Here is a 14,362-nt window from a genome sequence, read left to right as displayed (position 1 = left end):
AGGAGTGAATAGCAAAGATAATCAATTTTCGGGAATATCGTCTTCGAAAAACGCCAAAACCGTGCCCCAAAAAACAGCTCCGTCCGCACGAACCGGCAAAAAAAGATCCCGCCCCGGCGGGCAGGATCTCTCATCACGCTTAAAGCATGCAAAACGGCATCTAACCATTATATACGTCGAATTCCGCACTCGACGAGGTATAAGGGTCAAAGTCCGATGCTGATTCGAAGACCGACACGGTCAACGTGTAAGTTCCTACGGGAATATCGGCTCCGAACGCCGACAACGGAATCACTAATCGTACACCGAAACCGTCAGTATCGTTATTCCACTTCACCACGTCGCCCGCATCGGACAGCCACACGTCGCTCGGACTGGCCGTCCACTCCTCGCTGCTTAGATTGAAGAGCACATTGGAAGACTCCGCATTTTTCAGCAACTCTTCTCCCGCTGAGAAGAATATTTCGACGTTGCCCTCGATATAGTCAATGCGATCGATCTTAACCTCGCCCGAAACGGCCTTGTGGTACGTATATTCGTAGCTACGGGTATAAACGGTGCCGGATTCGGACGCCTCGACCACGAAACGCAACTTATCGCCCTCTTTCGGCTGACTGAACAATTTGCTCAATTCGATATCACTGACCACGATAGAGGTAGTGCCGGAAGACAGCTTGATCTTGTCGGACGCCTGACTCCACCTGCTGCCCTGCATACCGCCCGACAATGCCTCGACCCAATACTGATAGGTAGCATTTGGAAGCAACTCCTGTTCCGCATCGAGCGTAGCCGTAACGACGGTATTGTCGGAGGGATTCTCCGCAACCGTAAACTTCGGAGCTTTCTGAACATACTCCAACGGAGCGATCTTCTGAATTCGACCGGCCATGAGCGCGACGATCGACGACGAAGCGGGTTTGGTCTTCGACATCGACGCCCCTTCGGCGTCGGTGATCGTAACCGTGTAACCGCCCTGATAATTGCCGGGCGTTACGGCCACATACACATCCGTAGCGGTTTCGGCCGTCGTACCCAGAGCGATGTCGCCCGTTACGGTTACCTGCGGGGTAACCTCTCCGTATGCGAAGTCGGTACGTTTGTAATACACCTCCGGCGAGCTGTAATCTCCGTATTCGTCGAGCGCCCATGATTTCAGCCCGATTTCACCTGCACCGACATTGCCGGCCGAGCTGCTCTGGAACTGGAATGCCACGCTCGTCAGGGTCGTACCTTCGACTGCGGAATAGACAGGCAGCCGGAGCGCCGAACCCACCGGTTTGAAAAGCACGGACTCATCGCCGTCTCCCCAGATACCGACCATCGGAATAGCGCCTACCGGACCTTTGCCGGCTTCGTATTTCTGATCTTTGGGGACAGTAATTCGCAGCGCTTCGATGGGTTTGGTACCATCGACAACGGTCCCGAACTTGCCGTCGGGATAAACGGCCACATAGCTCAGCGACGACGAAAGGACCGGTTTCACGGACCCCTTGAACATACCGTCGCCGTTCTCGGTCGTATATTCGGTAAAAATCCCATTATCGCCCGTATACACTTTGATCTTGTCGCCTTTCAGCCAGCTGAGTTGCAGCGTCTCGGTATCGAGCGCGGTACGGGTATCCCCGCCTGCGATGATCGAATTGATCGTATATTCTTGAACACCAACTGTTTCCGGCGAAGTAGGTTCGTCCTTGGAGCAACCCGTGAAGGCCGACATCGCAGATGTCAGACCCAGCAGTACAATCGCTTTTTTCATAATCTTTGCATTATGTTAAATTACTCCCAGCCCCATTCGCTGTTCGAATTCTCGAAATCCTGAATTCCGCTTCCGGTGAAATCGAAAGAGGATTCTGCAAAGCCACGTTCGACCGTTACGCTCGACACCGCGATCTGCGGCGCGACATAGGGTGCGGGACTGCTTTTCATCCCCAGTTGTAAATTCTGTTTCATAATGTAGAATATTAGGTTATATTAGGTTAATAAATGTAGCCCGAAGAACCGAACGGAATCCAAGAAACCCTCTCACTGCACACGCACGCAAAACATTCGCCCCCCCGATGCCGAAAACACTTCCCTCATTCAGACGACACCCGCACCGACACCCCTCCGATAAGCCTCTCGAACGGGCTTGGGAACTCATCTCTCTGCGAATATACGATATTCCGATGAAAAAAGCAAATAAATGTCATTTTTTTTGCAGGTCGCTACCCGATTCATAGAGAAGGTACGAAAATGAATTTGTCCGCGAAACATACTTTCGCGCAGAGTCGGGCGTTATATTTGCAGATGCAAACTTCTAAAAACAGAATACTATGAAAAATTGGATTATCGCAGCAGCCGTCGTGCTGACGGCACTGCCCGCCATGGCGCAGTACGAGGAGAAATTCCCCAGTTATATTCAGGTCAACGGACGGGCCGAACGGGAGATCGCGCCGGACGAGTTCTACCTGTCGATCGTCATCAACGAACGCGAATCGAAGGGTAAAATCACGGTGGAACAGCAGCAGAAGGAGATGATCGCAGCGCTCGGACGTCTCGGTATCGATGTCGATAAACAGCTCAAAATGGCCAACATGTCGAGCGAATTCTTCAAGAAGAAAACCTCGGTCGCCACCGCCAAATACCAGCTCAAGCTCGGTTCGGCGGCCATGGTTTCGAAAGTCTATGCCGCACTCGACGCCGTCGGCATCTCCAATGTGGCGATTCTGCGCGTATCGCACACGAAGATAGACCAGTACAAGGAGCAGATACGAGTGGCTGCCATGCAGAATGCGAAGCAGAATGCCGCTACGCTGGCCGAAGCCATCGGTCAGAAAATCGGGCCCTGTTTCTACATCTACGATTCGAACAGCGACGTGATGCCCGTTTTTTACAGCAACATGGCGGCGGTCGCACGCGGAAAATCGGCGTTGGACGCATACGCCGAATCGGCATCGGAGGACGAACCGCTGGATTTCAAAACCATCAAACTGACCTATAACGTGCAGGCCAAATTCGTGCTGGAGCCTTGACCTCTTCCCGCCTCCGGCGAAAAGTCGAAACCGCCCGCAATGCGGGCGGTTTTTACATAACGCTATGACCGGCAGCGGGTTGCCGCATCTTCGCATTTAACATAATGCAAAGATTATGAAAAAAGCGATTGTACTGCTGGGTCTGGCATCTGCGATGTCGGCCTTCACGGGTTGCTCCAAGGACGACGTTACGGAAAACGGCTGGTCAAACGAAACGAAAGGCAGGCGCGACAACACGCTGGTCGCAAAGATGGCCGGCGACGGGGGGGGGACGCGCACGGCGATGGGCGACAAATCCGCCGTATGGAGCGCCGAAGACCGCATCGCCCTGTATGCTGACATAAGCTCTTCGGAACACTTTCTGCCTTTCGATATTTCGGACGCAGACGCCGGAACCGCGACAGCGGGTTTCACGCTCGATGCAAACTATCAGGACGGATGGGACAACGAAGATTACTATCCTCTGCGAGCCCCCGGCATAAACCAATGCGTAGCCGTCTATCCCTATGCGGCAGCATTCTACTACTCACCTTACAAGGATCTCGTGCGGCTGGGCGCAGCCATTCCCGCCGCGCAGCGGTACGTCGAAGGATCGTTCGACAACCTGTCGGTGCCGATGATCGCCACGAGCACGGAGAGTTACAAGAACGGCGTTTACATCTATTCGCCGATGACGTTCAAGTACCTCGCGGGCCTCATCCACCTGACGATGTCCGCCGCGGAACAGACCGAAATCGAAAAGATCGAGCTGACCGGCGGAGCCTTCGCCGGAAACGTGGTCGTGGAATTCTTAAAACAGGAACCGATGGACGAGGCATTCAAAACGGTGCTTCAGGGCGGAGACGGGTCCTTAGGCACGATCGAAGGCCCGGGCAGCCTCAAATTAGACGGCGCATCGCAGACCGTAACCATGCAGGGCCCGATCGCTCTTTCGTCCGCCCCGAGCAACGTCTATTTCTCCGTTCTTCCATCGGATTACAGCGGGCAGACCCTTACCTTCGAATTCACCCAGAGCAACGGTCTGCGAACCGAGAAATCGCTGGCCGGTCATCGGCTGAACGCAGGCGAGATCGCCCAGCTTCCCGCCTTCGTCTATCGCATTCCGTTCCTGCCGGAGGTAAACGTAACGCAAAAGGAAAACCATCTTCACGCGACGTGTACCGAGAACGATGCCGTTGAAAAATACACGGCCGAAATTCTGTACAACGGGACCGTCGTTCAGAGCATTTCGCTCGATCCGGAAGCAGGCATAAACCTCGACATGCTGGAATTCGACGTACAGGCCCCGGGCAGGCAAACGCTCCAATTGACCGTCAAAGCCGAATTCAAGGACAAATCGGGCGTAGACGCCGTCTACACGCTTCCCGTCGATTTCGAGTACGACGTCAAACCGCAGGTTCCCGTCTTCACCTACCTGACGGACAAGAAGATGATTCAACTGTCAAATTACCAGTCCTACTGGAAGAAAATGGAATACGCCTTCCTGAAAAAGGCCGATGCGACCGCCGAAGATTTCAAGAGCGTCGCATTCACCACGGCGGAGGACGGCGTCATGAGTTATACGCTGGTGGAGAATCCGCCCACCGAAATCGGAGACTACACGTTAGCCGTGCGTACATGGCACGATCCGTCGGATGCCGCGAACGGCTATACGGAGGGTTACCATACTTTCTCGATCACTTCGCAGCTCCCGTCGGTCGCATTGCTCAACGAAGTCGCCGATTTCGGAGACCTCACCATCGAAAACTGGAGCGAGATAAAAAATGGTCTCGACGAAATCAAATATTTGGAGGTCTGCTGGGTCAAAGGCGAATCGGAGGATTTCGACAATCCTTTGAAAACCATCTACAGCAACACGGATGCCGCCTATTTCGAAGACAGCGGAGACATCTATTTCATCCACATCAAGAATGCGATCGGCGCCGAGGGGAAGGGGACCTACTCCGCACTCGTCAAAATATGGTACGACGACAGCGACCCCGACGGCTATATTTCGGCCTCCATGTCATTCTCTCTCTGACGGGGCTCTCCGCAAGACAAGAGGCTGTCCAACGAGTTTCGGACAGCCTCTCTCTTTTCACCTTCGTTTTTACTCCGATCCTATCCCCGCCGCACGAGCTTCACCACATTCTCGACATGGTGCGTGTGGGGAAACATGTCGACCGGCTGCACGCACGCCACGTCGTAGTCCGCCGCCAGCAGCGCCAGATCGCGGGCCTGCGTCGCGGGATTGCAGCTCACGTAGACGATGCGCTCGGGCGCGGCGCGCAAGATCACCCCGACGACGGCCTCGTCCACTCCCGCTCGCGGCGGATCGAGGATCACCACGTCGGGACGTCCGTTCGCCTCGACGAATGCGTCGGAGAGCACCTCCTTCATGTCGCCCGCATAAAACCGCGTGTTGCCGATCCCGTTGACGGCCGAATTGACCTCGGCGTCGGCGATCGCTTCGGGCACGTATTCGATGCCGATCACCCGACGGCACCGCGCGGCGCAGAAGTTGGCGATGGTACCCGTGCCGGTGTAGAGATCGTAGAGCACCTCGTCCCCCGTGAGACCGGCGAAATCGCGCGCCACCTTGTAGAGTTCGTAGGCCTGCGCGGAGTTGGTCTGGTAGAAGGATTTGGGCCCCACCTTGAACTCCAGCCCCTCCATGCGCTCGACGATGTGGTCCTTGCCGCGGTAGCAGACCGCCGCGAGGTCGCCCGTCGAGTCGTTCCACTTGGTGTTGACCATGTACATGAGCGAGGTGATCTGCGGAAAAGCATCGGACAGATGGTCCAGCAGCGCTTCGATGCGCGGACGGTCGTCGGCCCCGAAGACCGCGACGACCATCACCTCGCCCGTCGAAGCGGTGCGGATCATCAGATTGCGCATGAGGCCCCGATGCTCGCGGGCGTTGTGGAACGTGTAGCCGCGTTCGATGCAGAAGCGTCTGGTTTCGAGCCGTATGGCATTCGACGGATCGGGCTGGAGCCAGCAGCGGCGGATGTCGAGCACTTTGTCGAACATGCCCGGAATGTGGAATCCGAGCGCCGGCTCCGGTGCGATGTCGCCTCCCCCGGCCACCTCCTCGTGCGTGAGCCAGCGGCGGTCGGCGAAGGTGTATTCGAGTTTGTTGCGGTAGAAGGTCGTCTGCGCCGAGCCCAGACAGGGCCGGATTTCGGGCAGAGCGACCTTGCCGATGCGCGCAAGCTGGTCGCGGACCTGTTCGGTCTTGAAACGCAGCTGTTCGTCGTAGGGCAGATTCTGCCATTTGCAGCCGCCGCACACGCCGAAATGCTCGCAAAACGGCTCCGCGCGCAGGGGCGAACGGCGCACGTAGCGCACCGCGAAGCCCTCCATGAAGCGGCGGCGCTTCGAGCGGATCTGCACGTCCACCACGTCGCCCGGGACGGTCATCGGGACGAAGACCACCACGTCGTTCCAGCGACCCATCGCCTTGCCCTCGGCTGCGAGGGTCGTTATTTCGAGCCCCTCGATCAGGGGATAATTCGCTTTCTTTCGTGCCATAGTACCTCGGATTTCACCCGCAAAGGTAACAACAATCCCCCGTCCGGCCGCGGACGCCGCCCGCTTTTTCGTTTCATCCGCCCAAAAAACCGGCGGCGGACGCCGCCGAACGACGGGATGCGGCCGCCCGCCCGGCCGCCTCCTCGACCCACTTCTTCACCGGCACTCGGCCTTCAACCGCGCATCCGTCTCTCCTTGGCCCGCGTCCGCACGCTGCCCAGCCAGAACCCGAGCGCGAAGGGGACGCCGAGCACCACCGTCCCGAGCAGAATGAGCCATCCGACCACCTTGCCCACGAGCGACGGGACCCCGTCGAGCGTGGTGCGGATCGCATCGTCGGCCGCAGCGTGCAGCTCGCGCACGAGCGTCTCCCGTTCGACCGAAACGTAGCGCTGCAACTCGTCGCGCTGGCGGTCGAAATTGAAAAACGCATGGTCCACCGAGGCGTTCATCGTACCGATGAGGCTCTGCACCTGTTCGTTCAGCGAACCGACCACGGCATCGGAAATCTGCGGGATGTGCTCCATCACGAGGACGATCCGCCGGAAGTTGCGGTCGAGGCTGTCGAGCTGACGGCCGATCTGCGTCCGGACGCTGTCCTGCTCCAGCCTCAGTTCGAGCAAATCCTTCGACCACCCCAGCGAAGCGGCCATCTGCTGGGTCTGTCCGCCCACGCGGTCGCTCATGTCGGCGAGCACCTCCGAAATCGACCCCGCGGCATAGGCGTGCTCCACGCCGTTGGCCTTCAGAAAACGCACCCACGCCAAGGTCGTATTGGCCGGCTCCACATCCGCCTCGGCCGGAGGATTCGCCGCCATGTACTCACCGACGAAACGGCTCATCAGCGCATAGCGGTCGGCCGCGAGCACGTCTCGGGCCAGCGTATCCACACGCCCGGCGAACCGCTTCGCGGCCGCCCGCGCCAGCGGGCTGTACGCCCCGAAGAGCAGCGAGTCGGGCGCCGCGGCGAACGCCTCGTCCATGCGGCGGCACAGAATCCACGTATCGGCCAGCGACACCTCGGGAATGGGCTGCATGGCGGCCGACACGGCCGCCCGCGTGGCCTGCATCTTCCAGCGGATCGTCCGCATCTTGATTCGCGGATCGGGCGTCGCCGCAGCGATGGAGTCGGCCGCGCGCACGATTCCGTCCGACAGATCGTAGTAGAAGCCGCGGGTCATCAGACGCGCTTCGACATCCTCTTTCGGCAGCGGATCGCCCGTGTCGATATGCAACTTCAGCAGGGAACACCCCGCCAGTGCGGCGGCCGCAGTCAGCGCGGCGGCAATTTTCGCAAACAACAGTCTCATAAGCTCCGATCTATACGAAGGCAACCGCCTTCGGAGCGTAAAGGTAGCAAATTCCCGCAAAAAGCACTATCTTTGCATGCACTATTCGGGCGTTTTCGACGAGCTGCGCGCAATCCGGACCTGCCGGGAGGGGGGGGCAGACGAGAAAACGGCCCGGGGAACAGAACGTTTCACGCTAAATCAACGGACCATGAAAACAGCTTGCCTGACCTTCAACCCCATACAGGAGAACACCTATGTCGTCTGGGACGACACGCTCGAATGCGTCGTCGTCGACGCCGGAAACTCCACGGAGCGCGAAAACGCCGCCCTGCGGAACTTCATCGAACAGCACGGACTGAAGCCCGTCGCGGCGGTCAACACCCACGGACACTTCGACCACGTGCTCGGAGTGGAGTGGCTCAGGCGCACCTACGGCATCCCCTTCGCCCTCTCGTCGAAGGACCGATTCCTGCTCGACGGAGCCGAGACGGGCAGCACGGTCTACGGCGTGAAGGTCGGTGCCATGCCTTCGGTCGACCTCGACCTCGACGAGGAGCCCGAAATCCGCTTCGGGCGCACGTCATTGCAGGTCATCCCCACTCCGGGGCACACGCCCGGACACGTCTCGCTCTACGAACCGGAGTCGAAGACGCTCTTCACGGGCGACACCCTCTTCCGCGAAAGCATCGGCCGCACGGATCTGCCGGGCGGCGACTACTCGTGGATCATGCGCTCGATCCTCGACCGGATCGTACCCCTCGGCGAGGAGGTGCGCATCTGTCCGGGCCACGGCCCCGAGTCGACCATCGGCCACGAATTGCTCTACAACCCGTTCATCGTCGAGGTGCTCAACGACGAAGTGAACTACCGGAACTGATCCTGCACCGAAACGTCCGACCCATGAAAAACCTCCTCGTCTGTCTGGCTCTGCTGCTCGTCTGCGCCGCTCCGTCTCCGGCCGAAGCGAAAGCCCCGCCGTCCGCGGCGGAAGCCGCACGGCAGGTCGCGGCACTCCTCGACGCCGGCGACTGCCTGACGCTGCAAGAACTACTTCCCGCTCTGCGGGACTCGCTGCCACCGCCGCTCGCACTTCTCTCGGATGCGCTCACGGCCCATCACGGAGGCCGTTTCGCCCGAAGCAACGAAGCCATCGCCCGTCTGGACGAATATGCGGAGGAGCTGGGACCGGAAACCCTGCTCGGCATGCGGAGCCTCGCCATCCACAACTTTCGGGCGCTCGACGACTATGCGGGCGCCTCCCGGGCGATCCGCGCCCTGATCGGGCAGCTCCCGGACGGCGCCGCCGAAGCGCGGCGTTCGCTCGAAGCATTCGACCGCTGGATGTCGGCCCTCGCTGCATGGCCCGCGACGACGCTCCGGCGGCCGGCGGCGGAGACCGCGATTCACGCGGAGCTCCGCAAAGTAGGCCGCGGCGAACACCTGCTCGTCGAAGCGGAAGCGAACGGCTGCACCGAACCCTTCATCTTCGACACGGGATGCAGCGGCAGCAACTTCCTCACCCTTCGGGCCGCCCGACGGCTCGGCGTGCGCATCGTCGCCGATTCGGTACCCGTTACGGGCATGACCACCTCCTACGTCCGGATCGGCGTGGCGGACTCGCTGCGCATCGGCGAACTGCTCGTCCTGCACCCCACGTTCCTCGTCGCCCCCTCCATTTCGGACAACGGCGAAGAGGGGTTGGCGGAGGCCGTGCTGGGATCGGACGTCATCCGCGCCATGGGCGAGGTGCGCATCGAAGCGCGGAACGGCCGGATCGTCCTGCCCGCGGAGCCTTCGCCGGAGCCCCCCTCTCCGAATCTCGGGTTCGACGGCGGGCAATACCACCTCTACTGCACGCATAACGGCGAGCGGCTCCGCCTCCATTTCGACACGGGCAACGTGAAGAGCACCCTCTCGTCCCGCTATTACGACAGACACCGCCGCGCCGTGCGCCGTGCCGGCCGCCGCACGACCTCCACGCAGGGCGGTTTCGGCGGCACCCGCGAACTCGAAGTCCGCATCCTGCCGCATATCACGCTCTGCTGCGGCGCACGGCCCGTTACGCTCCGCGACATCGCCGTAACCCTGCGCGGCAAGGAGATGGACGCGCAGCGCGGCAATGAAGACGGGTCGCTGGGCGTGGATTTCCTCACGGCCTGCGACGCCGTCGTCATAGACCTCGGCCGCATGTTCGTCCGCACCGAATGACCGCCTATGAAGACCCTCCTGCATAAAATCCTCTACAAGACCCTGCCGCTCGAAGGTTACCTGCACACGGTGAGCCGCCTCTTCTTCCTCGCCTATCGCCTCGGCATCGGCCGCCGCGCCGCCGCCACGGAATACGTCTACCATCTGCCGCAACTCGTCCGTGCGGGCGACGTCTGCATCGACATCGGCGCCAACCTCGGCTACTACGCCCGTCCGCTCTCCGAACTCGCGGGTCCCGCGGGCAAGGTCTACGCCGTGGAGCCCGTGCCGCCGATCCTCGCGGTCCTGCGCCGCAACCTCCGCCGATGCCGCAACGCCGAGATCCTCCCCTTTGCGCTCGGCACCGAGGACCGAACGATCCGCATGGGCAACGACTCAGCACGGACGACAGGCTATTTCGGTACCGGTCAGAACTTCGTGAACGACACGGACCGCCCCGCAGCGGTGGAGTTCACGGCCCGGATGCGTCGCGGCAGCGCGCTTTTCGGATCGCTCGAACGGCTCGACTTCGTCAAATGCGACATCGAGGGCTACGAGACGGTCGTCCTCGAAGAGCTGCGCCCCCTGCTCGCCCGCTTCCGCCCCACGGTCCTCTGCGAGACGGGCGGCGACAACCGCCCGCGGATCGTCCGCCTCTTCACCGATCTGGGCTACGACTGCTTCACGCTCGACCGCGGCCGCGAAGTGCCGCTCGCGCCCGAGAGCACCAAAGACATCATATTCCGCCCCCGACAAACATCCCGATCATGCGCATAGACATCATCTCTTCCGTTCCGGAGCTGCTCGCATCGCCCCTCAACGAATCGATCCTCAAGCGCGCACAGGCCAAAGGGCTCGTGCGGATCGTCGTCCACAACCTGCACGACTACGCCCACGACCGCCGCAAGACCACCGACGACTACCCCTTCGGCGGCGAGGCGGGCATGGTGATGAAGCCCGAGCCCGTCTTCGAACTGGTCGAGAAACTGCAAGCCGAACGCACCTACGACGAGATCATCTACACCTCGCCCGACGGCATACGCTACGACCAGCGCGAGGCCAACCGCCTCTCGACGCTCGAAAACATCGTCATCCTCTGCGGCCACTACAAGGGGATCGACCACCGCATCCGCGAACACCTCGTAACGCGCGAAATCTCCATCGGCGACTACGTCCTCACGGGCGGCGAGCTGGCCGCCTGCATCATCGCCGACTCGGTGGTGCGGCTCGTCCCCGGCGCCATCGGCGACGAAGCCTCGGCCCTCACGGACTGTTTCCAAGACAACCTGCTGGCGCCGCCCGTCTACACGAGGCCCGCGGAGTTCCGCGGCTGGCGGGTGCCCGACGTGCTGCTGTCGGGCAACTTCGCGCAGATCGAAAAGTGGCAGGACGACGAGGCATGGGAGCGCACCCGCCGCCTGCGGCCCGACCTGCTCGAAGAGTAGCCGACGAATGTTCTCCCGAAGTGCAAAGTTCCGTTCAACAACACCGAAACCGATGAAATACTACCTCATAGCAGGCGAGCCCTCGGGCGACCTGCACGGCGCGAATCTGATCGAAGGGCTGAAAAAAGCCGACCCCGAAGCCGCATTCCGTTTCTGGGGCGGCGACAAGATGGCCGCTGCCGGCGGTCGCCGGAACCTCGTGAAACACTACCGCGAAACCTCGTTCTTCGGAATCGTGCAGGTCCTGCGCAACCTCGGGACCATCCGCCGCCAGATGCGCGAATGCCGGGACGACGTGGCGGCCTACGGTCCCGACGTGCTGATCCTCGTGGACTACCCCGGCTTCAACATGAAGATGGCCCGCTGGGCCCACGGGCAGGGCCTCCGCGTATTCTACTACATCGCCCCGAAGGTCTGGGCATGGCGCGAGCACCGCGTGAAGGCGATCCGCCGCTATGTGGACCGCCTGTTCGTCATCTTTCCGTTCGAAACGAAGTATTTCCCTGCGAAGGGCATACGTCCGGTCTTCGAGGGCAATCCGCTCGTCGACGCCATCGAGGCGCGGCGGCCGTCGCTCCCCTCGGGCGAAGCGTTCCGGCGCGAGCACGGACTCGACCGGCGCCCGATCGTCGCCCTGCTGGCCGGCAGCCGCAAGGGCGAGATCCGCGACAACCTGCCGCTGATGGCGGCGCTGGCTCGCAAGTTCCCCGACCGCCAGTTCGTCGTCGCGGGCGTCTCGTGGCTCGACCGCTCGCTTTACGAACCTTATCTCGCGGGCAGCGGCATACGCTACGTTTGCGACCGGACCTACGAAACGCTCCACGCGGCCGAAGCCGCCGTGGTTACGTCGGGCACAGCGACCCTCGAAACGGCTCTGCTGGGCATCCCCGAAGTGGTGGTCTACCGCACGCTGTGGCTTCAGGTCAAGCTCCGGCCCTACGTGCTGAAGGTGCCCTACGTCTCGCTGGTGAACCTAAACCTCGGGCGCGAATCGGTGCGCGAGATCATCCAGTCGGACCTCGACATCGCACGGGCCGAACGCGAACTGAGGGCCATCGTCGCCGGAGGCGCCGGAAGGGCCAAGATGCTCGCCGATTTCGACGAGCTGCGCAGCATCATCGGCCCGGCCGGCGCCAGCGACCGTTTCGCGCGGCGGATGGTGGAGGAGTTGTCGAGGCACGAAAAATAAACCGGCAGCAATGGGCGTACACTACCTGATCTCCGGTCTGCTGCTGCTCGTCGCGGCACTCGTCTACCTGCGCCCGCAGTCGATCCCGACGCTGCGCCACTATCCGAAGGAGCGGCTCGCGAAGGTCGATCTTCGGCGGGTGCGCCGCACGGGCTCGCTCGGAATGTTGGCGCTCGCGCTCCTGATCGGGCCGGGAGCCTGCCTGCCGCACTGCACGGGAGTCGACGAGACGACGCTGACCGTGCTCGGATGGATCGTGCTGCCGGTCGGCACAATCGCGATCGCCGCACGGATCGAAACATACGATAAAAACAGATGAGAGGCCGGAAGACGCCCGTCATCGTGCAGCGGCAGTCTGTCTGCGGCTCCCCATTCCGACGCCGATCGCGGGCGCCGCATACGCATCGCTGAAATACGACGTCAAAAACCGTAAAAAACGCAAGTCATGACGATACGTCCCGAACGGCCGGAGGAGTTTCCGGCGATTCACCGCCTCGTCGAGGAGGCTTTCCGCACGGCGAAGGTCTCCGACGGCAAAGAGCAGGATTTCACCGATCGCCTGCGGGCGGCCGGCGGTTACATTCCCTCTCTGGCTCTCGTCGCCGAAGAGGAAGGGCGCCTGATCGGCCACACGATGCTGACCCGCACGACGCTCCGCGACGGAACGCCCGTCCTGCTGCTGGCCCCGCTTTCGGTCGTCCTCGACTGCCGGAGCCGGGGCATCGGCGCGGCACTCGTCCGCGAAGCGCTCCGCAAGGCCTGCGGCCGGGAGGAACAGGCCGTCGTGCTGGTGGGCGACCCGGCCTACTACGGACGGTTCGGCTTCCGGCGGAGCACGGAGCTGGGCATTCGGAACACGAACGGCATTCCCGACGAGTACGTGCAAGTGCTGGAGCTCGTACCGGGAGCACTCGCCGGCACTCATACGACCATCGCATTCGAAGAGCCATGAAAATCATCTGCATCGGCCGCAACTACGCGGCGCACATCGACGAACTGTCCCGCGGGACGGGCGGCGGCACCGCACGCCCCGCCGCTCCGGTCTGGTTCCTCAAACCCGACACGGCGCTGCTGCGCAACAACGATCCCTTCTACATTCCCCGCTTCTCGCAGGAGGTGCACTACGAGTGCGAACTCGTGGTGCGGATCGACCGCGTCGGGAAGTGCATCGAAGAGCGTTTCGCCCACCGCTACTACCACGAGGTAGGTCTGGGCATCGACTTCACGGCCCGCGACCTCCAGCGCGAGGCCGTCGCCGGCGGGCTGCCGTGGGAAGCGGCCAAGGCATTCGACCGCTCGGCGGCCGTCGCCCCGCTGTTCGTACCGCTCGCAGAGCTGGGCGGCGAGGTGCAGAACCTGCACTTCGAGCTCGCAGTCAACGGCCTCACGCGGCAGTCGGGTTTCACGGGCGAAATGCTCTTCGGCGTCGACCGCCTCATCGCCCACGTCTCGCAATTCCTCACGCTCCGCATGGGCGACCTGCTCTTTACGGGTACGCCCGCCGGAGTGGGGCCCGTTCGTGCGGGCGACAACCTGCGCGCCGCACTCGAAGGGCGCACGCTGCTCGACTTCGACATCCGCTGAGCGCCGCCGCATTCGCCGCGCCGCCTCCCCGCGAGGCATGCATCCGGCCTCCGCGATCCGGCAGCGTCCGAGAACCGATCCGGCAGCACGCGCCGCTGCGAACGATGCAAAACCGTACCGAACGAAAACAAGACGAAATAC

General features: G+C 61.6%; 14 protein-coding genes. 10 read left to right on the top strand and 4 right to left on the bottom strand.

The genetic code is table 11. The features are described 5' to 3' along the window. Window positions 1-160: 160 nt before the first annotated feature. Both BN3659_RS05830 and BN3659_RS13150 read right to left on the bottom strand, forming a co-directional pair. Window positions 161-1,756, bottom strand: coding sequence for a fimbrillin family protein (locus tag BN3659_RS05830; protein ID WP_141682514.1), 1,596 nt, complete (start codon window positions 1,754-1,756; stop codon window positions 161-163). A 20-nt stretch (window positions 1,757-1,776) separates the two neighbouring features. Beyond that, window positions 1,777-1,950, bottom strand: a complete 174-nt coding sequence (locus BN3659_RS13150) for a hypothetical protein (RefSeq protein WP_171847720.1) — start codon at window positions 1,948-1,950, stop codon at window positions 1,777-1,779. Window positions 1,951-2,312: 362 nt separating this feature from the next. On the opposite strand from BN3659_RS13150, the gene BN3659_RS05825 reads away from it, so the two are divergent. Together BN3659_RS05825 and BN3659_RS05820 are read left to right on the top strand one after the other, a co-directional pair. Next, entirely contained in the window at window positions 2,313-3,011 is a 699-nt protein-coding gene (locus BN3659_RS05825; protein ID WP_091535304.1) for an SIMPL domain-containing protein, read from the top strand. A gap of 115 nt (window positions 3,012-3,126) precedes the next feature. Beyond that, window positions 3,127-5,031 (top strand): hypothetical protein, encoded by a 1,905-nt coding sequence (locus BN3659_RS05820; protein WP_141682513.1) that lies wholly within the window; start codon window positions 3,127-3,129, stop codon window positions 5,029-5,031. Between the two features lie 80 nt (window positions 5,032-5,111). Here BN3659_RS05820 and rlmD read toward each other — a convergent pair whose 3' ends face one another. Further along, window positions 5,112-6,524: a 23S rRNA (uracil(1939)-C(5))-methyltransferase RlmD gene (rlmD, locus tag BN3659_RS05815; RefSeq protein ID WP_091535302.1), complete on the bottom strand. Its 1,413-nt coding sequence runs from the start codon at window positions 6,522-6,524 to the stop codon at window positions 5,112-5,114. Between the two features lie 173 nt (window positions 6,525-6,697). Beyond that, entirely contained in the window at window positions 6,698-7,834 is a 1,137-nt protein-coding gene (locus BN3659_RS05810; RefSeq protein ID WP_091535301.1) for a hypothetical protein, read from the bottom strand. A gap of 190 nt (window positions 7,835-8,024) precedes the next feature. Here BN3659_RS05810 and BN3659_RS05805 point away from each other — a divergent pair, with 190 nt between their 5' ends. From BN3659_RS05805 to BN3659_RS05770, 8 genes are all read left to right on the top strand, one after another. After that, window positions 8,025-8,693: an MBL fold metallo-hydrolase gene (locus BN3659_RS05805; RefSeq protein ID WP_091535404.1), complete on the top strand. Its 669-nt coding sequence runs from the start codon at window positions 8,025-8,027 to the stop codon at window positions 8,691-8,693. A 23-nt stretch (window positions 8,694-8,716) separates the two neighbouring features. After that, complete coding sequence (locus BN3659_RS05800; protein ID WP_091535300.1) at window positions 8,717-10,024, top strand: retropepsin-like aspartic protease; 1,308 nt, start codon at window positions 8,717-8,719, stop codon at window positions 10,022-10,024. A 6-nt stretch (window positions 10,025-10,030) separates the two neighbouring features. Next, entirely contained in the window at window positions 10,031-10,780 is a 750-nt protein-coding gene (locus tag BN3659_RS05795; RefSeq protein ID WP_091535299.1) for an FkbM family methyltransferase, read from the top strand. Further along, window positions 10,771-11,448: a tRNA (guanosine(37)-N1)-methyltransferase TrmD gene (gene trmD / locus BN3659_RS05790; protein WP_091535298.1), complete on the top strand. Its 678-nt coding sequence runs from the start codon at window positions 10,771-10,773 to the stop codon at window positions 11,446-11,448. The genes BN3659_RS05795 and trmD overlap by 10 nt, the downstream gene beginning before the upstream one ends. A 52-nt stretch (window positions 11,449-11,500) precedes the next feature. After that, a complete protein-coding gene (lpxB, locus tag BN3659_RS05785; RefSeq protein ID WP_091535297.1) occupies window positions 11,501-12,637 on the top strand; it encodes a lipid-A-disaccharide synthase in 1,137 nt (378 codons plus the stop codon). Window positions 12,638-12,647: 10 nt separating this feature from the next. Further along, window positions 12,648-12,956 (top strand): hypothetical protein, encoded by a 309-nt coding sequence (locus BN3659_RS05780; RefSeq protein WP_091535296.1) that lies wholly within the window; start codon window positions 12,648-12,650, stop codon window positions 12,954-12,956. Between the two features lie 126 nt (window positions 12,957-13,082). Continuing rightward, window positions 13,083-13,589, top strand: coding sequence for a GNAT family N-acetyltransferase (locus tag BN3659_RS05775; RefSeq protein WP_091535295.1), 507 nt, complete (start codon window positions 13,083-13,085; stop codon window positions 13,587-13,589). After that, entirely contained in the window at window positions 13,586-14,221 is a 636-nt protein-coding gene (locus BN3659_RS05770) for a fumarylacetoacetate hydrolase family protein (RefSeq protein ID WP_091535294.1), read from the top strand. The genes BN3659_RS05775 and BN3659_RS05770 overlap by 4 nt, the downstream gene beginning before the upstream one ends. Window positions 14,222-14,362 lie beyond the last annotated feature (141 nt).

It is taken from the genome of Alistipes sp. CHKCI003, from assembly GCF_900021155.1.
Classification (GTDB): domain Bacteria; phylum Bacteroidota; class Bacteroidia; order Bacteroidales; family Rikenellaceae; genus Alistipes; species Alistipes excrementavium.
This window is presented reverse-complemented; position numbering and strand designations above follow the sequence as displayed.